The 20,701-nt window shown below is 72.9% G+C and carries 16 protein-coding genes; 12 read left to right on the top strand and 4 right to left on the bottom strand.

Going from position 1 to position 20,701, the window contains the following annotated elements; genetic code table 11:
- Positions 1–40: 40 nt before the first annotated feature.
- Positions 41–583, bottom strand: coding sequence for a cysteine dioxygenase (locus OHS33_RS14170; protein WP_330330758.1), 543 nt, complete (start codon positions 581–583; stop codon positions 41–43).
- 642 nt (positions 584–1,225) lie between these two features.
- Here OHS33_RS14170 and OHS33_RS14165 point away from each other — a divergent pair.
- The 3 genes from OHS33_RS14165 to OHS33_RS14155 all read left to right on the top strand — a co-directional run bounded on the left by OHS33_RS14165 (position 1,226) and on the right by OHS33_RS14155 (position 6,882).
- Positions 1,226–1,489, top strand: a complete 264-nt coding sequence (locus tag OHS33_RS14165) for a WhiB family transcriptional regulator (RefSeq protein ID WP_003983763.1) — start codon at positions 1,226–1,228, stop codon at positions 1,487–1,489.
- 258 nt (positions 1,490–1,747) lie between these two features.
- Positions 1,748–5,392, top strand: a complete 3,645-nt coding sequence (locus OHS33_RS14160; protein ID WP_330330757.1) for a glycosyltransferase family 2 protein — start codon at positions 1,748–1,750, stop codon at positions 5,390–5,392.
- Complete coding sequence (locus OHS33_RS14155) at positions 5,389–6,882, top strand: DUF5719 family protein (protein WP_330330756.1); 1,494 nt, start codon at positions 5,389–5,391, stop codon at positions 6,880–6,882. The genes OHS33_RS14160 and OHS33_RS14155 overlap by 4 nt, the downstream gene beginning before the upstream one ends.
- A 34-nt stretch (positions 6,883–6,916) precedes the next feature.
- Here the strand turns inward: OHS33_RS14155 and OHS33_RS14150 are convergent, their stop codons facing one another.
- The gene (locus OHS33_RS14150; RefSeq protein ID WP_330335044.1) at positions 6,917–7,390 is read right to left on the bottom strand and encodes a metallopeptidase family protein; all 474 of its coding nucleotides are present in this window, start codon (positions 7,388–7,390) and stop codon (positions 6,917–6,919) included.
- A 139-nt stretch (positions 7,391–7,529) separates the two neighbouring features.
- Between OHS33_RS14150 and OHS33_RS14145 the strand changes: the two genes are divergently transcribed.
- The 6 genes from OHS33_RS14145 to OHS33_RS14120 all read left to right on the top strand — a co-directional run bounded on the left by OHS33_RS14145 (position 7,530) and on the right by OHS33_RS14120 (position 13,288).
- Positions 7,530–7,940 carry a DUF3499 domain-containing protein gene (locus OHS33_RS14145; protein WP_330330755.1) on the top strand — a complete coding sequence of 137 codons (411 nt, stop codon included), beginning with the start codon at positions 7,530–7,532 and terminating at the stop codon, positions 7,938–7,940.
- A 121-nt stretch (positions 7,941–8,061) separates the two neighbouring features.
- Positions 8,062–9,429 (top strand): phosphomannomutase/phosphoglucomutase, encoded by a 1,368-nt coding sequence (locus tag OHS33_RS14140; protein ID WP_330330754.1) that lies wholly within the window; start codon positions 8,062–8,064, stop codon positions 9,427–9,429.
- A gap of 188 nt (positions 9,430–9,617) precedes the next feature.
- Positions 9,618–9,803, top strand: coding sequence for a Trm112 family protein (locus OHS33_RS14135; protein ID WP_330330753.1), 186 nt, complete (start codon positions 9,618–9,620; stop codon positions 9,801–9,803).
- Positions 9,804–9,910: 107 nt separating this feature from the next.
- Positions 9,911–11,044: an SIS domain-containing protein gene (locus OHS33_RS14130; protein ID WP_330330752.1), complete on the top strand. Its 1,134-nt coding sequence runs from the start codon at positions 9,911–9,913 to the stop codon at positions 11,042–11,044.
- A gap of 45 nt (positions 11,045–11,089) precedes the next feature.
- Positions 11,090–12,253 carry a mannose-6-phosphate isomerase, class I gene (gene manA / locus OHS33_RS14125; RefSeq protein WP_330330751.1) on the top strand — a complete coding sequence of 388 codons (1,164 nt, stop codon included), beginning with the start codon at positions 11,090–11,092 and terminating at the stop codon, positions 12,251–12,253.
- Positions 12,254–12,346: 93 nt separating this feature from the next.
- A complete protein-coding gene (locus OHS33_RS14120) occupies positions 12,347–13,288 on the top strand; it encodes a cation diffusion facilitator family transporter (protein ID WP_330330750.1) in 942 nt (313 codons plus the stop codon).
- Positions 13,289–13,663: 375 nt separating this feature from the next.
- On the opposite strand, the gene OHS33_RS14115 is transcribed toward OHS33_RS14120, so the two are convergent.
- Positions 13,664–15,745, bottom strand: a complete 2,082-nt coding sequence (locus OHS33_RS14115) for a fructose-specific PTS transporter subunit EIIC (RefSeq protein WP_443065298.1) — start codon at positions 15,743–15,745, stop codon at positions 13,664–13,666.
- Positions 15,746–16,077: 332 nt separating this feature from the next.
- On the opposite strand from OHS33_RS14115, the gene ahcY reads away from it, so the two are divergent.
- Positions 16,078–17,529, top strand: a complete 1,452-nt coding sequence (gene ahcY, locus OHS33_RS14110; RefSeq protein ID WP_330330748.1) for an adenosylhomocysteinase — start codon at positions 16,078–16,080, stop codon at positions 17,527–17,529.
- A gap of 114 nt (positions 17,530–17,643) precedes the next feature.
- Positions 17,644–18,294 (top strand): hypothetical protein, encoded by a 651-nt coding sequence (locus OHS33_RS14105; protein WP_330330747.1) that lies wholly within the window; start codon positions 17,644–17,646, stop codon positions 18,292–18,294.
- A gap of 25 nt (positions 18,295–18,319) precedes the next feature.
- On the opposite strand, the gene OHS33_RS14100 is transcribed toward OHS33_RS14105, so the two are convergent.
- Positions 18,320–19,255, bottom strand: a complete 936-nt coding sequence (locus OHS33_RS14100) for an RDD family protein (protein WP_330330746.1) — start codon at positions 19,253–19,255, stop codon at positions 18,320–18,322.
- Positions 19,256–19,358: 103 nt separating this feature from the next.
- Between OHS33_RS14100 and OHS33_RS14095 the strand changes: the two genes are divergently transcribed.
- Positions 19,359–20,366 carry a stage II sporulation protein M gene (locus OHS33_RS14095; RefSeq protein ID WP_330330745.1) on the top strand — a complete coding sequence of 336 codons (1,008 nt, stop codon included), beginning with the start codon at positions 19,359–19,361 and terminating at the stop codon, positions 20,364–20,366.
- Positions 20,367–20,701: the final 335 nt, after the last annotated feature.

The following is a 20,701-nucleotide window of genomic DNA, read 5'->3' as shown; positions in this document are numbered from 1 at the left end:
TGGCCCTTGAGGGGCGGTGGTCGGGTGACGGGTGGGACTGTCAGGCGGATACGGGGGTCTGGCGGGCCGGGGAGCAGGAAGGCGCGTCGTGCATCGGCATCTCGGTCAGGCCGGGGAAGTACACGTGCAGGCTGACCGCGCCGTCGAGGGAGTCGTTGACCACCTCGTGGGCGTAGCCGGGGGCGAAGACCCGCTGGCTGCCCGCGGCGAGGGTGCGCGGTCCGCGGGCGGTGTGCTCGGTGAGCGCGCCCTCCAGGACGGTGAGCACGCCGGAGGACGGGCCGTGGTCGTGGGTGCCGCTGCCCTGGCCGGGGACCCAGCTGAGCAGCCACACCTCGTAGCCGGGGCCGGTGCGCAGCCGGTGGTACCAGCGCGAGGTGGCGTCGTACTCGACGAGGTGCTCCCACTGCGAGCGGTCCCCGGCGATGGAGCGGGCGAGCCCGGCGAACTCGGCGACGGTGGCCGGGTGCTCGCGCGGGGGCTGGAGGAGGTGCTGGACGGAGAGGATGTCGCCCGCGATCTGGAGGTCGCTCTCGATGACCTGCGGGGCGTTCGGGGCTGCCTGGGGGTGCGTCGCGTTCATTGCGGAGGTACCTCGACGGATGTCAGTGGCGCGGTGGCGCGGTCGGTTGCTGGGGGTGCGAAGCCGGTGCTCGGGGGAGCCGGAGCTCCGTGGGCATCAACAGCTGCAACAGCAACAGCGAACCTGGGCAGCGCACAGGAACCCACGAATGGGGGTCCGGGTGGCGGCTGCGGGCGCTGACATGGCAACAAGGAGACCGGTTCGTGGGGGCGACTGTCAACCCAATGTCTGGTTTGGTCGAAAAGTTCACCTCATCCGGTTAAGTTGCATGGAGAAAGGTTTGTGCAGTCCCGGGCAGGGGATGTGGCGGTGCAACCACACCCGCGCACGTGATCTGCGCCGCTTCCGTGACCGGAATGCAACCCCGGCCGGAAGAGGCGCGTCGATCTTGGACGTAGGCCGCTGGGGGCGTCATCTGGTCACCACTGGTCACCATCCGTCCGTACGTGTGGCATGTGTCACGATTTTTGGCGATATGAACACTTTCTGCATACGCTTGGTTCCGCAGAGTGAATAAGGGGCCCAATAGCAGATCTCGGCTTGACTGCGCAGTAGCCCCTCCTTGTAATTTCACTCGTGTCGTTCCGTAGCGATCGGTGACGGCAACACCACGGGGACGCGAAGACAGAGCGAGGGGCGCACATGACCGAGCTGTTTCAGGAACTGCTGGTCGAGGAGGCGGACGAGGAGCTCGGCTGGCAGGAGCGCGCACTGTGCGCCCAGACCGACCCCGAATCCTTCTTTCCCGAGAAGGGCGGCTCCACCCGCGAGGCCAAGAAGGTCTGCCTCGCCTGTGAGGTCCGCTCCGAATGCCTTGAGTACGCCCTCGCCAACGACGAGCGATTCGGAATCTGGGGCGGACTGTCCGAGCGTGAACGCCGCCGGCTGAAAAAGGCCGCAGTCTGAAAGGCCGCAGTCTGAAAGGCCGCAGTCCGAAGGGCCGCAGTCCGATTGCGGCGATACGTCCCGGCATACCCGATCCGGCACACCGCACCGGGGTGATGCGCACCCGCACCACATCGGCGACAGAGCAAACGGTCCGCCTCCCGCACCTTCCCCGCAGGAGGCGGACCGTCGTGTTCCCAGCCGTTAGTGTGGGCCGCTGTCCAGCAGCCTCCGAGGGCACACCACCCCCGGACCCCCGGCCGGAGGGCCCGTACCGCGATGTCCCTGCACAGCCACTCGACGGCCTCCCACCAGGGCCCCGCCGTCCCCGAGTTCCCCCGGCACGTCGTCACCGCGGTCGTCGTCGCCCACGACGGTGCCCGCTGGCTGCCCCAGACCCTCTCCGGACTGCTCGGCCAGGAACGCCCCGCCCAGAACCACGTCGCCGCCGACAACGGCAGCTCCGACGACTCCGCGCGGCTGCTCGCCGAAGCCTTCGGTGACGAGCGGGTCCTGCACCTCGCCCGCCGCACCGGATTCGGCGCGGCCGTCGACGAGGCCGCCCGCTCCGCGGGCGTCCTCACCCCCGAGGACCTGCCCTACCTCAAGCGCCCCAGCGGCTGGGACCCCGTCGGCCGCACCTGGCAGGACGAGAACTACGACCTCCCCGACCTGCCGCACGGCGAACCCGTCCAGTGGCTCTGGCTGCTCCACGACGACTGCGCCCCCGCCCCCGACGCCCTCGCCGAACTCCTGCGGGTCGCCGAGGAGAACCCCGAAGCCGCCGTCATCGGCCCCAAGCTGCGCGGCTGGTACGACGCCAAGCAGCTGCTCGAAGCCGGTGTCACCATCGCCCGCAGCGGCCGCCGCTGGACCGGCCTGGACCGCCGCGAGCAGGACCAGGGCCAGCACGACCAGGTCCGCCCGGTGCTCTCCGTGTCCACCGCGGGCATGCTGGTGCGCCGCGACGTCTACGACGCCCTCGGCGGCTTCGACCGCCGACTGCCCCTGATGCGCGACGACGTCGACCTGTGCTGGCGGGTCCAGAGCGCCGGGCACACCGTCCTCGTCGCCCCCGACGCCGTACTGCGCCACGCCGAGGCCTCCGCCCGCGAACGCCGCACCGTCGACTGCGCCGGCCGCTCCAGCGTCAGCCCCCACCGCGTCGACAAGGCGGGCGCCACCTACACCGTCCTCGTCAACTCCTCCGGCCGGTCCCTGCCGTACGTCCTGCTCCGCATCCTCCTCGGCACCGCCCTGCGCACCCTCGCCTACCTGATCGGCAAGGCCCCCGGCCAGGCCGTCGACGAGGTCGCCGGACTGCTCGGCACCCTGCTGCGCCCCGGCCGGATCCTCGGCGCCCGCAGACGCCGCGGCCGCCCCGCCGTCCCGGCCAGGGAACTGCGCCCGCTCTTCCCGCCGCCCGGCGCCACCGTGCGCGCCAACGTCGAACAGCTCGCCGGGTACTTCGGCGCCGACCGCGACAGCGAACCCGGCGGCGCCAGCAGGCACGGCGGAGCCGTCGAATCCGGCCCCGGCGGCGACGACGCCGACTTCCTGGAGATCGAACAGTTCGCGCGCCTCAAGCGGATCGCCCGCAAGCCCGCGCCCGTCCTCTTCGCCCTCCTGCTCCTCGCCTCCCTCGTCGCCTGCCGCGGCCTCCTCGGCGGCGGCTCCCTGATGGGCGGCGCCCTGCTCCCCGCCCCCGACGGCGCCCTCGCCCTCTGGCACGGCTACGCCGACGACTGGCACCCCGTCGGCACCGGCTCCACCGCGGGCGCACCCCCCTACCTCGCCGTCCTCGGCGCGCTCGCCACCCTGCTGTTCGGCTCCACCCAGGCCGCGCTGACCCTGCTCCTCGTCTGCTCCGTCCCGCTCGCCGGACTCACCGCCTACTTCGCCTCCCGGCCGCTGGTCGGCTCCCGGCTGCTGCGCGCCTGGGCCGCCATCGCCTACGCCTTCCTGCCCGCCGTCACCGGCGCGCTGGCCACCGGCCGCCTCGGCACCGCCGTCCTCGCCGTGCTGCTGCCGCTCATCGCCCGCTCCGCCGTCACCGCCTCCGGGTTCGCGGGCCCGGGCGCCGCCGACGGGGGCAAGGGCAGCTGGCGCGCGGTGTGGACGTACACCCTGCTGCTGACCGTGGCGATCGCCTTCACCCCGGTGCTCTGGCCGCTCGCCGCCCTCCTCGGGCTGGCCGCGCTGGCCGTGCGCCGGGCCGCGTGGAAGACGTACGCCCCCCGGCTCGCCGCCACCCTCGCCGTCCCGCCGCTGGTCCTCGCCCCCTGGTCGCTGGGCCTGTTCACGCACCCCGCCGCCCTCCTGCGCGAGGCGGGCCTGGCCCACGGCTCCGGCGCGGCCTCCGCCCTCGACCTCCTCGGCATCAGCCCCGGCGGCCCCCGAGCCACCGCCGGACTGCTCCTCCTCGGCATCGTCGTCGCCGCGCTGGCCGCCCTGCTGCGCGAGGAGCGCCGCTCCGCCGTCGTCACCGCCTGGGCCGTCGCGCTCGCCGCGCTGCTCCTCGCGGTCCTGGTCAACCGCACCGGCTGGGCCGGTCCCGCCACCCTCGTCTACGGCCTGGCCCTGCTCGCCGCCGCCGCCGTCGGCGCCGACGGAGCCAAGGAACGCGTCGCCGCCCGCAGCTTCGGCTGGCGCCAGCCGCTCGCCGCGCTCATCGCCCTCGCCGCCGCCGCGGGCCCGCTGCTCCTCGCCGCGGGCTGGATGCTCGGCGGAGCCGACGGCCCGCTGGAACGCCGCGACCCCGTCCAGGTGCCCGCCTTCGTCGCCGAGGAGAGCGGCACCCGCGACCAGGCCCGCACCCTCGTCCTCGGCGGCGGCTCGGCCGCCCAGGTCCACTACACCCTGGTCCGCGGCTCCGGCGGCCGCCTCGGCGACGCCGAACTCGCCGCCACGGCGGGCAGCGACACCCGCCTCGACAAGGTGGTCTCCAGCCTGGTCGCGGGCTCCGGCGCCGACCAGAGCGCCCAGCTCGGCGGCTTCGCCATCCGCTACGTCCTGGTGCGCGACGGCGCCCCGCAGCAGATCCGCCGGGTCCTCGACGCCACCCCGGGCCTCAGCCGCCTCAGCCAGCTCGACGGCGACGCCCTGTGGCGGGTCGACCGCCAGGTCGCCCGTGTGGTGATCGTCCCCGGCAAGGCGGGCGAGGCCCCCATCCCGGTCGCCTCCGGTCCCGTCGAAGCCCACACCAAGATCGGGGCGGGCGAGGCGGGCCGCGTCCTGCGCATCGCCGACCGGACCGCCCCCGGCTGGCGGGCCACCCTCGACGGCAAGCCGCTGAAGAGCAAGACGGTCGACGGCTGGGCCCAGGGCTTCGAACTCCCCGCCGCGGGCGGCCGCCTGGACCTGGTCCACGCCGACTCGCTCGCCCGCACCGCCTGGCACTGGACCCAGGGCGCGCTCGCCCTCCTGCTCCTCGTGATGGCCCTGCCGGGCCGCCGCCGCAGCCTGGACGACGACCTGCCGGACGAGGAGGGCGCCGTACCGGCCCAGCCCGGACCGGCCGAAGCGGGCGAGGGCCGCCGCGCCCGCCGCCTGCGCGCGGAGGCCGCCCCCGCGGCCGGTCCCACCGCCGCCGAGGCGGCCGTCGCCGACCCGTACGCGCAGATCCCCGCCCAGCAGGAGTACCCGCACACCGAGTACGCCGCATACGCCCAGCCGGACCCGGCGTACGCAGACCAGGACCCGGTGTACGCCGACCAGGGCCACGCCCCCGGCTACGAGCAGCAGCCCGACCCGCAGTACGGCTACCCCCAGCAGCCGTCGCAGCAGCCGTACGACCCGTACGCGCAGCAATACCCCCAGCAGCAGCCGCAGCAGCCCCAGCAGCCGTACCCGTACGACCCGTACGCCCAGTACGACGCCTACGGACAGCCCATCCAGCGCCCGGACGGGAGCCCCCAGCAGTGAAGCGCGCCCCCCTGACCCTCGCGGCCGTCACCGCCGCCCTCGCCGCCGTCACCGGCGTCGCCGTCCTCACCGCGCCCGCGGCCCCGGCCGCCGCCGACGCCAAGGCCCGCCAGCAGTCCGCGGCCCGGCTCCCCGTCGAGCGCTCCACCCTGGTCTGCCCCGCGCCCAGCACCTCCGACATCGCCGAGACCACCTACACGACGATCACCCCGGGCAAGCCGGGAACGAGCAAGGGCGGCGCCCGGCTCACCGGCGCCACCAAGGACGCCAAGCCGCTCCTGGAACCCAAGACCCCCGGCACCCCGGTCGGCGCCTCCTCCACCGGCGCCGAGGCCCCCGCGCTCACCGGCACCGCCGACGGCGCCCTCGCCCCCGGCTGGACCGCCCAGCAGACCACCCAGGTCGCCGTGGGCCAGGCGCGCGGCCTCCTCGGGGTCGCCTGCACCGCCCCCGGCACCGAGTTCTGGTTCCCCGGCGCGAGTACCGCCAAGGGCCGCCAGGACTACGTCCACCTCACCAACGCGGACGACACCCCCGCCGTCGTCGACATCCAGCTCTTCGGCCCCGACGGCGCCCTGAAGACCGAAGCGGGCAGCGGCGAGAACATCAAGATCGGCCCCAAGTCCAGCGTCCCCGTGCTGCTGTCCACCATCGCGCCCGGCGCCCAGCTCGCCGACCTCACCGCCCACGTGACGACCCGCTCGGGCCGGGTCGGCGCCTCGGTCCAGGTCGCGGAGGAGGGCGTGGGTGCCGACTGGCTGCCCGCCTCGACCGACCCGGCGGGCTCCCTCGTACTGCCCGGGATCCCGGCCGACGCCACCTCCGTACGGCTGATCGCCTACGCGCCCGGCGAGGAGGACGCGGACCTCAAGCTGCGCCTCGCCGGACCCGGCGCCTCGATCACCCCCGCGGGCAACGAACAGCTGCACGTCAAGGGCGGCATGTCGGCGAGCGTCGACCTCAAGGACGTCACCCGCGGCGAAGCCGGTTCACTCGTCCTGACCCCGTCCGACGGCCGCAAGGCCACCCCCGTGGTGGCCGCGCTCCGGGTGGTCCGGGGCACCGGCACCAAGCAGGAACTCGGCTTCATCGCCGCCTCCGGCCCGGTCGGCGCCCGCGCCACCGTCGCCGACAACCGCACCGATACGGGCGCGACCACCGTGTCGCTGACCGTGCCCGCCGGCGCGGCCGACGCGAAGGTCCGGATCACCGCCTCCCCGGGCACCCAGGGCGGCGAGGCCGCCGCCAAGGAGTTCACCGTCAAGGCGGGCACCACCCTGCTGGTCCCGCAGCCCCCGGCCCCGGCGGGCGGCAAGGGTTCGTACGCGCTGACCGTCGAAACCCTCTCGGGCGGACCGGTCCACGCGGCCCGCACGCTGTCCCTGCCGCACGAGGGCATCCCGATGTTCACGGTCCAGACCTTCACGGACGACCACGGCACGGTCCCGGTGCCCAAGGCCGTCCAGGACCTCTCGATCCTGACCGACTGAGCGGGAGAACAACCCCGCCCCACCCCTGTCCGGACTACTCCTGTCCGTACCGCGGATCCACCGTCTCGGGCGTGAGCCCGAGCAACTCCGCGACCTGCTCCACCACGATCTCGTGCACGAGCATCGCCCGCTCGTCCCGCGACTTCGTCCGGATCTCCACGGGCCGCCGGTACACCACGATCCGCGCGGCCCGCCCGCCCTCCGGGGAGACCATCCCGCCCAGCGGGACCGCCTCGTCGTTCCAGCCGCCGTCCGGACCGCCGGGCGGCGCGGGCACCTCGCCCACCATGAACTCCACGTCCGCCAGCTGCGGCCAGCGCCGCTCCAGCCGCTCGACCGAGTCCCGTACGAGGTCCCCGAACAGCTCCGCGCGACTCGCGGACAGCGGCACCTGCGGGGGAGCGAGCGGTCCGCGCATCCCCCGTCCGTGCCGGTCGCGCCGTCGCGGCCGGGGTTCCCGGGGAGTTCCATCGGCAGGGGGAGCGGGCGGAGTCAGGGGGATGTCCATCACCCTGGCAGGGTAGCCCGCACCGCCGCGCCGGGGGCCCGCTCGCAACGGCCCCCCGCCCGGGTTCGGATGACGACACGGCACCCGGCCGAGGTGGAGTCGTCGCGGCCCGGTCAAGAGTGCGGTACCGTCCAACGTCGTGAGCCTTGTACGTCGCTGTTCTCGCACCGCGTGCGGCCGCCCTGCCGTCGCGACACTGACGTACGTCTACGCCGATTCGACCGCAGTCCTCGGCCCGCTCGCCACCTACGCGGAACCCCACTGCTACGACCTGTGCGCCGAGCACTCGGAGCGCCTCACCGCGCCCCGCGGCTGGGACGTCGTACGCCTGTCGGACGGCGGCCCGCCCTCCCGGCCCAGCGGGGACGACCTCGAAGCCCTCGCCAACGCCGTCCGCGAGGCGGCCCGGCCGTACGAGCGCACGGAGCGCTCCGGCGGCGCCCAGAGCGGCGGCCCCGGCAGCGGAGCGAACCCTTCCGCGGCCCCCGGGCAGGCCAACGGCCCCACCCGGCGCGGCCACCTGCGGGTCCTGCGCTCGCCCGAGTCCTGAGCCCTCCCTCCCGGCCCGCCGCTCCCCTCCCGACCACTGGCCGTAACCCGATCGTCGGAAGAGATGCCCGGCGTGCAGGGTAGGTTTGGTGCCCCGCACAGAACCCTCAGGAGGGCAGGCAGTGGCTGCTGATCTTTCGAACATCGTCAAGGCGTACGACGTCCGGGGCGTCGTCCCGGACGAGTGGGACGAGCGTTTGGCGGAGCTGTTCGGCGCGGCCTTCGTCGAGGTCACGAACGCCACGGCGATCGTCATCGGCCACGACATGCGCCCCTCCTCGCCCGGCCTGTCCGGCGCCTTCGCCCGCGGCGCCGCGGCCCGCGGGGTCGACGTCACCCTCATCGGCCTGTGCTCCACGGACCAGCTCTACTACGCCTCCGGCCTGCTCGACCTGCCCGGCGCCATGTTCACCGCCTCGCACAACCCCGCCCAGTACAACGGCATCAAGCTGTGCCGGGCGGGCGCCGCCCCCGTGGGCCAGGACACCGGCCTCGCGCAGATCCGCGAACTCGTCGAGCGGTGGTCCGAAGAAGGCGCCCCCGAGACCGCCCCCGTCGCCGCCGGCACCATCACCGAGCGCGACACCCTCACCGGATACGCCGAGCACCTCAAGGGCCTGGTCGACCTCACCTCGATCCGCCCCCTGAAGGTCGTCGTTGACGCGGGCAACGGCATGGGCGGCCACACCGTCCCGACCGTCTTCGACGGGCTGCCGCTGGACGTCGTACCGATGTACTTCGAACTGGACGGCACCTTCCCGAACCACGAGGCCAACCCCCTCGACCCGAAGAACATCGTCGACCTGCAGGCCCGCGTCCTCGCCGAGGGCGCCGACCTCGGCCTCGCCTTCGACGGCGACGCCGACCGCTGCTTCGTCGTCGACGAGCGCGGCGAGGGCGTCTCCCCGTCCGCGATCACCGCCCTCGTCGCGGCCCGCGAGCTGGCCCGCAACGGCGGCACCGGCGTCGTGATCCACAACCTGATCACCTCCTGGTCCGTCCCCGAGGTCGTCCGCGAGCACGGCGGCACCCCCGTCCGCACCCGCGTCGGCCACTCCTTCATCAAGGAGGAGATGGCCAAGTCCGGCGCCATCTTCGGCGGCGAGCACTCGGCGCACTACTACTTCAAGGACTTCTGGAACGCGGACACCGGCATGCTCGCCGCGCTCCACGTCCTCGCCGCCCTCGGCGGCCAGGACGGCCCGCTCTCCGAGCTGGTCGCCTCCTACGACCGCTACCGGGGCTCCGGCGAGATCAACTCCACCGTCGCCGACCAGGCCGGCCGGATGGCGGCCGTCAAGGCGGCGTACGCCGGCCAGGACGGCGTGGCCACCGACGAACTGGACGGGCTCACCGTCACCGGCGCCGACTGGTGGTTCAACCTGCGGCCCTCCAACACCGAGCCGCTGCTGCGCCTGAACGTGGAGGCCCGCGACACCGCGACCCTGCACAAGGTGCGCGACGAGGTGCTCGCGCTCGTCCGCGCCTGACGCCATCGCCGGCGGGGCTGAATCTTTGCCGCTGCGCGGCAGATTCAGCCCCGCTGGCGATTGAGGCGCGGGGGTCCGGAGGCAGAGCCCCCGGCAACGGCGCTGCACCGGGCACCTCCGCCCCGCACCGCATGGGACTCGGCGGTACGCTGACCAGGCCCATCCGCATCCCCGAAGGGAACCGCCCCATGCCGCTCGAAGCCGGCCTGCTGGAGATCCTCGCCTGCCCCGCCTGCCACGCACCGCTGCGTGACCAGTCGGCCGACGCGGACGCTCCCGAGCTGATCTGCACCGGCCAGGACTGCGGCCTCGCGTACCCCGTGCGCGACGGCATCCCCGTCCTCCTCGTCGACGAGGCCCGCCGCCCCGGCTAGCACCGGGCCGCGGCCCGACCGTCCGAAGTGATCGGCAATACGGGCCCCACGTTCCCTCCGGGCGCTACGTTGGCCCCGAGACGCCCCTCAGACGACCGGAGGCCGCCATGCTCGACGACTCGCTGCTCGACGCACCCGAGGAGCTGGCCCGCGCAGACCGCAGCGGCCTGCTCCGCGGTGCCGCCGACGCCGGAGCCAGGGTCCGCACCGCGGTCCGGCACGCGGCCGAGGCCGGGCTGGACGACCTGCGCCCCGACGGGCGGCCGCGGGCCGTCATGATCGCGGGCCCCGGCACCGCCGCCACCGGCGTCGCCGACCTGATCGCCGCCCTCGCGGGCGCGGTCGCCCCGGTCAGCAGGCTGCACCCCTCGGGCGTGGCCCCCGCCGCCGGAGCCATGCGCTGGACCCTGCCCGGCTGGGCCGGCCCCGTGGACCTGCTGCTCCTCACCACCACCGACGGCACCGAGCCCGGCCTCGAAGCCCTCGTCGAACAGGCCTACCGGCGCGGCTGCACCATCGTCGCCGTGGCCCCCGAGCGGTCCCCGCTCAGCGAGGCCGTCCTCGGCGCGCACGGGCTCTTCGTACCGATGGCCAAGGCCCCGTACCAGGAGTACGACGAGAGCGCCGCCGCCGGACCCGGCGCTCTGTGGGCCCTGCTGACCCCGCTGCTCGTCCTCCTCGACAAGCTCGGCCTGGTCACCGCCGCCCCCGCCACCCTCCAGCTGGTCGCCGACCGCCTCGACCGCACCGCCGAACGCTGCGGACCCGCGATCGCGACCTACGGCAACCCGGCCAAGACCCTCGCCTCCGAACTCGCCGACTCCCTCGCCCTGATCTGGAGCGAGGGCGCCGCCGCGGGCCCGGCCGGCCGCCGCTTCGCCGCCACCCTCGCCGAACTGGCGGGCCGCCCCGCGCTCGCCGCCGAACTGCCCGAGGCGCTGCCCGCCCACGGCACCCTGCTCGCGGGCGCCCTCGCCGCGGGCGCCGATCCCGACGATTTCTTCCGTGACCGGGTCGAGGAGCCACAGGCTCTGCACGCCCGGGTCGTCCTGCTGCGTGACCGGCCCACCGGCGGACTCACCGCCGCGCCCGCCGCACGCGAACTCGCCCACAGCCACGACACGGCCATCAGCGAGATCGAACCAGAGGAGGGCGGCGACCTCGAACAGCTCGCCGAACTCCTCGCCGTCACGGACTTCGCCACCGCCTACCTCGCGCTGGCCACCAGGGGACGTACCTGAGGGCACGCACCTGTGCCCGCCCTCCTCTCAGGAAGACGAAGACCGATGGACCGCCTCACCAACACGATCCGCCCCTACGCCTGGGGCTCGGCCACCGCCATTCCGGCGCTGCTCGGCGTCCCGCCCACCGGCGAGCCGCAGGCCGAGATGTGGATGGGCGCCCACCCCGGCGCCCCCTCCCGGCTCGACCGCGGGGCGGGCGGGACGACCCTGTCCGAGGTCATCGACGCCGACCCCGAGGGCGAACTCGGCGCGGCCGCCGTCGCCAGGTTCGGCCCGCGGCTGCCCTTCCTGCTCAAGCTCCTCGCGGCCGGCGCCCCGCTCTCCCTCCAGGTCCACCCCGACCTGGCGCAGGCGCAGGAGGGCTTCGCCGACGAGGAGCGCCGGGGCGTCCCGATCGACGCGGGCCACCGCAACTACAAGGACGCCAACCACAAGCCCGAGATGCTCTGCGCGCTGACCCCCTTCGACGGGCTGTGCGGGTTCCGCCCGCCGCGCGAGGCCGCCGACCTGCTCGCGGGCCTCGAAGTGGACAGCCTCAAGCCGTACGTCGACCTGCTGCGCGCCCACCCGGAGGAGGCGGCGCTGCGCGAGGTGCTCACCGCCGTCCTGACCGCGGACCGCGCCGAGATGGCCCGTACGGTGACCGAGGCCGCGGCCGCCGCCGAGCGGCTCGGGGGACCGTACGCACCGTACGCGGCGCTCGTCCACGAGTTCCCCGGCGACCCCGGCGTGATCGCGGCCATGCTGCTCAACCACTTCCGGCTGCAGCCCGGCGAGGCCGTGTTCCTCGGCGCCGGAGTCCCGCACGCCTACCTCGACGGCCTCGGCGTGGAACTCCTCGCCAACTCCGACAACGTGCTGCGCGCCGGACTCACCCCCAAGCACGTGGACGTCCCCGAACTGCTGAAGATCGTCCGCTTCGAGCCGGGCGACCCGGGCGTGCTGCGCCCCGAGGACGACGGGGACGGCGAAGAGGTCTACGCGACCCCCATCGACGAATTCCGGCTCTCCCGCTTCGTCCTCGCCCCCGGCGGCGCCCCCCGCACCCTCCCCGGCACCGCCCCGCAGATCCTGCTCTGCACCGCGGGCGCCCCGCGCGCGGGTGAACTGACCCTGGCCCCGGGCGAATCGGTCTTCGTCCCGGCGGGCGAAAAGACCACCTTGTCCGGAACCGGTACGGTCTTCCGTGCCACGGTGGTGCTCTGACGTACCGTCCGTGGCGGTGGCTGCAACAATGTGCGGCCGTAGCACGGCGCCCCGGCCAGGGCCGCCGTACCGAGGAAGGGATGTCCCCACACCATGAGTGCGTCGGGCGGTACCAAGGCGATCGTGGCGGCACTCGCCGCCAACCTCGCCATCGCTGTAGCCAAGTTCGTGGCCTGGTTCTTCAGCGGATCGTCGTCGATGCTCGCGGAAGGCGTCCACTCGCTGGCGGACTCCGGCAACCAGGGGCTGCTGCTCCTCGGCGGCAAGAAGGCCCAGCGCGAGGCGACCCCGCAACACCCCTTCGGCTACGGCCGCGAGCGGTACATCTACGCCTTCCTCGTCTCCATCGTGCTCTTCACCGTCGGTGGCATGTTCGCCATCTACGAGGGCGTCGAGAAGATCAAGGAACCGCACCCCATCGAGCAGTGGTACTGGCCGGTCGGCGTCCTGGTCTTCGCGATCATCGCCGAGTCGTTCTCCTTCCGCACCGCGATCAAGGAGTCGAACGAGATCCGCGGCTCGCTGTCGTGGAGCCAGTTCATCAAGCGGGCCAAGGCCCCCGAACTGCCCGTCGTCCTCCTGGAGGACTTCGGCGCACTGATCGGCCTCGTCCTCGCCCTAGGCGGCGTAGGCATCGCCCTGATCACCGACAACGGGATCTGGGACGGCATCGGCACCCTGTGCATCGGCGTCCTGCTCATCGCCATCGCGATCATCCTGGCCGCCGAGACCAAGTCCCTGCTCCTGGGCGAGTCCGCCGGCCCCGACGAGGTCGAGGCGATCAAGGCCGCGCTCGTCGACGGGGACACCGTCACCCGCGTCATCCACATGCGCACGCTCCACCTCGGCCCGGAGGAACTCCTGGTCGCGGCCAAGATCGCCGTCCAGCACGACGACACCGCCACGGAGGTCGCGAACGCGATCAACGCGGCCGAGGCCCGCATCCGCGAGGCGGTCCCGATCGCCCGCGTGATCTACCTGGAGCCGGACATCTACCACCCCGAAGCCGCGGCCCAAGGCACCCCCTCGGCCTGACGCACCCCGAGCCCTCCCGGGCCGGGGGCCGCACATCCACCCGCCCGGGCCGGGGCCGCACATCCACCCTCCCGGGCCGGGGCGCACACCCAGCCCGCCCGGGCCGGGCCAGCACTTCTAGTCTTTCCGGGCGGGGCCCGCACCTTCAGCCTGCCCGGCGTTTGAGGGCCCGCCGGAGGCATAGAGGCCCGCGTGGCTGCGCTCCGGCCCCTGCCCTCCGTCGTCGGGTGGCTGGTGTTGCCTCCGGCGGGCCCTCAATCGCCGGGCGGGCTGGGTTTGCCCTGCAGGGGCTGCGCTTGCGCGCGTATGGCTTCACCCGGGGCTGGGCCGGGGCCCGCACCTCCAGCCCGCCCGGCGTTTGAGGGCGAGGCGCGGCTACCGGATCTCGCGCAGGACGTTCAGGATGGCCGCCTCGTCGGGCGCCGACTGGAGCCGGTCCCGGAAGCCGGAGTCCATCAGCTTGCGCGACAGCAGCGCCAGGATCCGCAGGTGCTCGTCGCCCGCCGCAGCCTCCGGCACGGAGATCATGAAGACCAGCCGGGCCTTCGTACCGTCGAGGGCGCCCCACTCGATGCCCTCGGCGGACCGGGCGAAGCCGACGGTGGGCCGGCTCACCGCATCCGTCTTGGCGTGCGGAATGGCGATCGACTCGCCGAGCCCGGTGGTGCCCTGCGCCTCGCGGGCCAGCGCGACCCGCACCAGCTCCTCCGTGTCCCGGACATTGCCGGTGGTCGCGAGCATCGCCGCCATCTCGCGGATCGCGGCCTCCTTGCCGTCCGCGGCCAGCTCGGTCTTCACGGTCTGCTCGGTCAGGTAGCCGGAGAGCACCTCGGGCTCCGCGCCCGCCGCGACGACGGCCGACCCGGCCGCCGGGGCCGCCTGGGAGGCCCGTACAGCCGTCCCGGCACCCGCACCCGCACCCGCACCCACCAGCACCGGCACCGCCTCCGGCACGACCGCACCCCCGCCGGAACCGGCCACCACCGCCCCGCCGCCCCGCTTGCGCTCCTTCAGCTCGATCAGCGCGTTCGTGGTGAGCGCCGTGACCACCGTGCCCGCCGCGATGGCGATCAGGAACCAGGCCCAGCCACTGATCGCGCCGAGCGCGGCGACGACGGGCCCGCCGTGCGGCACGTGGTCGCCGACCCCCGCGACACCCGCGATCGCACCGGCGACCGCGCCGCCGAGCATGTTCGCGGGGATGACGACGGCCGGGCGCGCCGCCGCGAAGGGGATCGCGCCCTCCGAAATGCCGAACATGCCCATGAACAGGGCCGCCATACCGGTGTCGCGCTCCTGGTCGGAGTACAGCTTGCGGCGCAGCACCGTGGCCAGGCCCTGGCCGAGCGGCATGACCGGGATGGCCGCCGCGCACATGCCCATGACCGCGTAGTTGCCGGACGCGATGAGGCCCGTACCGAAGAGGAAGGCCGTCTTGTTGACGGGACCGCCCATGTCGAAGGCGATCATCAGGCCGAGCAGCGCGCCGAGCAGGATCGCGCTGGTGCCGGTCATCCCGGACAGCCAGCTGGTCAGGTTCTCGAACACCCAGGAGATGGGCTTGCCGATGACGTAGATGAAGAACAGGCCGAGCGCCGTCGTCGCGATGATCGGGATCACGATGATCGGCATGATCGGCTGGACGACCTTGGGAACCTTGACCTTCTTGATCCACAGGACCAGGAAACCGGCGAGGAAGCCCGTCACGATGGCGCCGATGAAGCCCGCGCCCGCCTTGGAGTCGTAGAGCGACCCGGTGTTCGCGATGAAGCCGCCGATCATGCCCGGCACCAGCGCGGGCCGGTCACCGATCGCATAGGCGATGTACCCGGACAGGATCGGGATCATCAGGGTGAAGCCGAGGACGCCGATCTGGAAGATGTGGTCCCAGAAGGTGCCCGGGGTGACCGCGTAGCCGGTCTCGGTGGCGTGACCGCCCAGGGCCAGCGCGATGGCGATCAGCAGACCGCCGACCACCACGAAGGGGATCATGTACGAGACGCCGTTCATCAGCGCCTTGTACGCGAGGCTGCGCTCCTTGCCGCCGCTCCCGCCCGAACCGGCCGCGGCCGCCGTGCCCTGCTGCACCGGCGCGCTCTGGGCGCGCTCGATCAGTTCCTCCGGCTTGTGGATGCCGTCCGCGACACCGGTGGACAGCACCCGCTTGCCCGCGAAGCGCTCGCGGTCCACTTCCTTGTCGGCGGCGATGATGATCCCGTCCGCCTCCCTGACATCGTTGTCAGTGAGCACGTTCTCGGCGCCGATGGAGCCCTGCGTCTCCACCTTCATGTCGATGCCGAGGCGCTCGGCCGCCTGCTGGAGCTTCTCCGCCGCCATGTAGGTGTGCGCGATCCCCGTGGGGCACGCGGTCACGGCGAGCAGCTTCAGGCGCTTGTTCCCGCTCGCGCCCCCGCCGTCTGAAGGGCCTGTGTCCGAAGGGCCTGCCGGACTGGTCACTGATATCTCCTCACGCCATGGACCGCGCGTATGTTCCGATCCACCGGCATCCTCCCCCAGGTAAGGGGCGCATCAAAAGTCCAAAAGGCCCCAAAACTCCCCTTCGGAAGGCCTGAACTCGGACACGACAGGATCCGCGGCCCACTGGGGCGCGCTCGGCCGATCGGTGTAGATTCGTCATCAGTGTCAGGCGTCGCCGCTGATGGCGGTCGGGCGGTCTTCGCGACCGGCCGTGGGGAGAGAGGGCCTCCGACGGACTGTGCTCGGTGCGCCGTTCCGCCGGTGCACGGCTCAGCCGTACCCACCTCTCGAAACCACGAGGAGCAGCACGCATGACTGCCGACTTGACCGACTTCAAGGTCGCCGACCTCTCCCTCGCCGCCTTCGGCCGCAAGGAGATCACCCTCGCCGAGCACGAGATGCCCGGTCTGATGTCGATCCGCGCCGAGTACGCGGCGGCCCAGCCGCTCGCGGGCGCCCGCGTCACCGGCTCCCTGCACATGACGGTCCAGACCGCCGTGCTCATCGAGACCCTCGTCGCGCTCGGCGCCGACGTCCGCTGGGCCTCCTGCAACATCTTCTCCACCCAGGACCACGCGGCCGCCGCCATCGCCGTCGGCCCGACCGGTACCCCCGAGGCCCCGGCCGGCGTCCCCGTCTTCGCCTGGAAGGGCGAGACCCTGGAGGAGTACTGGTGGTGCACGGAGCAGGCGCTGACCTGGCCGAACACCCCCACCGGCGGCCCGAACATGATCCTCGACGACGGTGGTGACGCCACCCTCCTCGTCCACAAGGGCGTCGAGTTCGAGAAGGCCGGCGCGGCCCCGGACCCGTCGACGGCGGACTCCGAGGAGTACGCCCACATCCTCACGCTGCTGAACCGCACCCTCGGCGAGGCCCCGCAGAAGTGGACGCAGCTCGCGTCCGAGATCCGCGGCGTCACCGAGGAGACCACCACCGGTGTCCACCGCCTGTACGAAATGATGCAGGAAGGCACCCTGCTCTTCCCGGCGATCAATGTGAACGACGCCGTCACCAAGTCGAAGTTCGACAACAAGTACGGCTGCCGCCACTCCCTCATCGACGGCATCAACCGCGCCACCGACGTCCTCATCGGCGGCAAGGTCGCGGTCGTCTTCGGCTACGGCGACGTCGGCAAGGGCTGCGCCGAGTCCCTCCGCGGCCAGGGCGCGCGCGTCATCGTCACCGAGATCGACCCGATCTGCGCCCTCCAGGCGGCCATGGACGGCTACCAGGTGGCCCGCCTCGAAGACGTCGTCGAGACCGCAGACATCTTCATCACCACGACCGGCAACAAGGACATCATCATGGCCGCCGACATGGCCAAGATGAAGCACCAGGCCATCGTGGGCAACATCGGCCACTTCGACAACGAGATCGACATGGCCGGTCTCGCGAAGATCGACGGCATCGTCAAGGACGAGGTCAAGCCGCAGGTCCACACCTGGAAGTTCCCCGACGGCAAGGTCCTGATCGTCCTCTCCGAGGGCCGTCTGCTGAACCTCGGCAACGCGACCGGTCACCCGTCCTTCGTCATGTCCAACTCCTTCGCGGACCAGACCCTGGCCCAGATCGAGCTGTTCACGAAGCAGTCCGAGTACCCGACCGACGTCTACGTCCTTCCGAAGCACCTGGACGAGAAGGTCGCGCGCCTGCACCTCGACGCCCTCGGCGTCCGGCTGACCACCCTGCGCCCGGAGCAGGCCTCGTACATCGGCGTCCCGGTCGAGGGCCCGTTCAAGCCGGACCACTACCGCTACTGATCCGACCGGATCAGCGGCAGCACCAGCACCGCACGTCAGCAGGCCCCCGGCAGCCATGCCGGGGGCCTGCCCCGTATCCGACGACGCCGTACTCCTCCTCCCGAAAGGCGAGCCATGCCGCGCGGCCGCTACTCGCTCCACGACACGCACGACCACACCCCGCTCGGCGAGGAGCACTTCCACTGCGCGCCGGGCCCCTCCGGCTGGCGGTACGTCGCCCAGCTCACCACCCCCGACGGCGCCCACCGGGGCTCCGTCGACCTGGCCGTCGACGAGCTGGGCCGCCCGATCCGGATGGAGCTGAACGCGTCGAGCTGGCAGGTCCGCGGCGCCGCGATCGACGGGGTCACGTGGGTCCGTACCGACCCCACCGGCAGCGAGGCCACCGAGGGCAACGTCCGCGCGTCGGGCTTCACCGGCACCTCGCCGGCCTTCCTCGTCTCCACGGCCCGCCTGCTGCGCCTCGCGCCGGGCGGCCCCGCGACCCGGATCCGCCTGGTGGCGCTCACCGACCCGGTGCTCGCGCCCCGCACCGTCGACCAGGCCTGGCAGCTCACCGAGCGCGCGGAACACGCCACCGACAGCGGCCCGCTGCTGGTGGACACCTACCGGATCAGCGCCCTCGACACGGGCGAGGTGCACACGGTCCACCTCGCGGGCGACGTGGTCCTCTCGGCCCCCGGCATCGAACTGGAACACCTGGAGACCCCGCCCTCCACCTTCCCGGACTTCCCGGACTTCCCGGACTTCCCGGACGGGAACTGACCCCCAGGGGGTGTCCGGTGCCTCGCTACCCGGGCGGCGCGAACCCGCCGCCCCGCGGCTTCTCCACAGCCACAGGAGCCACAGGAGCCACAGGAGCCACCGGAGCCGCAGGCGGCACGGCTGCCGCTGGCAGCGGGGGTACGTAACCGCCGTACTGCTGCGGCGCGGCCGCCGGAGCGGCGTACGGCGCGGGCGCGGCGTACGGCGCCGGCCCGGCCCCGAAGGCCCGCGCCGCATCGCGCGACTGCCGCTCGTGCACCACGGCCGCCAGGTACGCCGCCGCGGGCACCCCCGGCGGCGGGGGCGTCCCCGTACGCGCCACCAGATCGTCGGCCAGCCGCACCGCCATCCCCGCGCCCACCTGCGGGTCCAGCTGCCCCATCCGGGTCAGGTACTGGCGGATCGCCAGCCACAGCCCGTCCGGTACGCCCGACAGGTCCAGCCCGGTGAACCGCCCGGCCAGCCCCGGCGGCGGGGGCGGCACCGGCTGCAACCGCGCCCCCGGCACCCGCTCGCGCACCACCAGCGTCCCCGCGAAGACGTCCCCGAGCCGCCGCCCCCGCTCCGACACCAGCGAGGCGATGCACGCCACGATCCCGGAGGTGCCCAGCAGTTCCACCGCGCCCATCGCGCCGCGCACCAGCGCGTGCCGGAAGCGGATCGGACCGCCGTCGTCGCGCACCACGCGCAGACCGCACGCGAGCTTCCCGAGCGAACGCCCGTGGCTCAGCGTCTCCACCGCGATCGGCACACCGATCATGAACAGCAGGAAGGCCCCCACCAGGACCGCGGCCGTGGCCGCCGTGTCCAGGGAGGCGACGGCGAAGATCAGACCGATGTTGATCAATTGATAGCCGGTGAAGTACACGACCAGGTCGAGGACGAACGCCAGCCCCCGGCTCGGCACCCTCGCAGGTCTCAGCCCCAGGACGACCGCGTCCCCCGTCACAAGATCGCTCACCGACGCACACCCTTCACGTGACCTGCCCCGCCCCTTGTTCATCAAGTCTGCCAAGCTGACCACAGTAGGAGCAGGGAACCTGGGGCAGGGGAGCGGTAACCGGATGGATCTCGATGTGTTCGTGGCCGCGCACCGCGCGGAATGGGACCGCCTGGACGTGCTCCTGCGCCGCGGCCGCCGCCTCACCGGAGCCGAGGCCGACGAACTCGTCGCGCTCTACCAGCGCACCTCGACCCACCTCTCCCTGGTCCAGTCGAGCGCGCCCGACCCGGCGCTGATCGGCCGGCTGACCCAGCTGGTCGCCCGCGCCCGCGCGACGGTGACCGGCGCCCGCCGGGCCGGCTGGCGCGACGCCGCCCGCTTCTTCACCGCCGGATTCCCCGCCGCGGTCTACCGCAGCCGCCACTGGTGGATACCCACCGCGGTGCTGTCGACGGCCCTGGCCGCGCTCATCGGCTGGTGGATAGCCGTCCACCCCGAGGTCCAGGCCTCGATCGGGGCGCCGGAGCACCTGCGCGAGATGACCCGCCCCGGCGGGCAGTACGAGACGTACTACTCCAGCCACCCGGCGGCCTCGTTCGCCGCCCAGGTCTGGACGAACAACGCGCAGGCCGTCGCGATCTGCCTGGTCTTCGGCGCCTTCCTCGGCATCCCGGTGCTGTGGATCCTCTTCCAGAACATGCTGAACCTCGGGGTCGGCATCGGCCTGATGTCCTCGGCCGGCCGTCTCGACGTCTTCATCGGCCTGATCCTCCCGCACGGCCTGCTCGAACTGACGGCGGTGTTCGTCGCCGCCGGTACGGGCCTGCGCCTCGGCTGGACGGTCATCGACCCGGGCCCCCGCACCCGCCGCGAAGCCCTCGCCGAACAGGGCCGCGCGGCCCTCGGCATGGCGATCGGCCTGGCGGCGGTCCTGTTCGTCGCGGGCACGCTGGAAGGCTTCGTCACCCCCTCCGGCCTGCCCACCTGGGCCCGCATCGGCATCGGCGTCGTGGTGGAGGCCCTGTTCCTGACGTACGTGTACGTCCTCGGCGGCCGCGCCGCCCGCGCGGGCGAGGTCGGCGACGTCGAAGCGGCCGACCAGAGCGCGACGCTCCCGACCGCGGCCTGATGTGCGGAGGGGGCCGCCGAGCTGCTAGTCTCCTCGTCTGTCCCGCAAACACCGTTGACACGGTGGCTGTGGGGAGGTAGATTCGAACGGTTGCCTCGAACTGGACAAGTTCGGCAGCGATGGTTTAAAGTCTTTCTCGCCCCCCTCAAGGAATTCAATTCCTCATCGCGGGGCACAGCCAACTCCTTTTCAGGATGTGAACGCCGGAAAAACCGGTGGGAAACTTCTGATAGAGTCGGAATCGCCGGAAAGGGAAACGCGAAAGCGAATACCTGGAAAGTGAAACCCGCTTCGACCGGGAATCGGACACGAAAGAGTCTGATAGAGTCGGAAAC

The sequence above is a fragment of the Streptomyces sp. NBC_00536 genome (assembly GCF_036346295.1).
GTDB lineage: Bacteria > Actinomycetota > Actinomycetes > Streptomycetales > Streptomycetaceae > Streptomyces.
The sequence above is the reverse complement of the archived record's forward strand: the minus strand, read 5'-3'. Positions and strand labels throughout refer to the sequence as shown.

Coding starts and splice junctions, on each gene's coding strand:
- OHS33_RS14150 (WP_330335044.1), bottom strand. CDS start 7,390: ATGGACATCCCCCTGACTCCGCCCGCTCCCCCTGCCGATGGAACTCCC.
- manA (WP_330330751.1), top strand. CDS start 11,090: ATGGACCGCCTCACCAACACGATCCGCCCCTACGCCTGGGGCTCGGCC.
- OHS33_RS14130 (WP_330330752.1), top strand. CDS start 9,911: ATGCTCGACGACTCGCTGCTCGACGCACCCGAGGAGCTGGCCCGCGCA.
- ahcY (WP_330330748.1), top strand. CDS start 16,078: ATGACTGCCGACTTGACCGACTTCAAGGTCGCCGACCTCTCCCTCGCC.
- OHS33_RS14160 (WP_330330757.1), top strand. CDS start 1,748: ATGTCCCTGCACAGCCACTCGACGGCCTCCCACCAGGGCCCCGCCGTC.
- OHS33_RS14165 (WP_003983763.1), top strand. CDS start 1,226: ATGACCGAGCTGTTTCAGGAACTGCTGGTCGAGGAGGCGGACGAGGAG.
- OHS33_RS14120 (WP_330330750.1), top strand. CDS start 12,347: ATGAGTGCGTCGGGCGGTACCAAGGCGATCGTGGCGGCACTCGCCGCC.
- OHS33_RS14095 (WP_330330745.1), top strand. CDS start 19,359: ATGGATCTCGATGTGTTCGTGGCCGCGCACCGCGCGGAATGGGACCGC.
- OHS33_RS14170 (WP_330330758.1), bottom strand. CDS start 583: ATGAACGCGACGCACCCCCAGGCAGCCCCGAACGCCCCGCAGGTCATC.
- OHS33_RS14105 (WP_330330747.1), top strand. CDS start 17,644: ATGCCGCGCGGCCGCTACTCGCTCCACGACACGCACGACCACACCCCG.
- OHS33_RS14135 (WP_330330753.1), top strand. CDS start 9,618: ATGCCGCTCGAAGCCGGCCTGCTGGAGATCCTCGCCTGCCCCGCCTGC.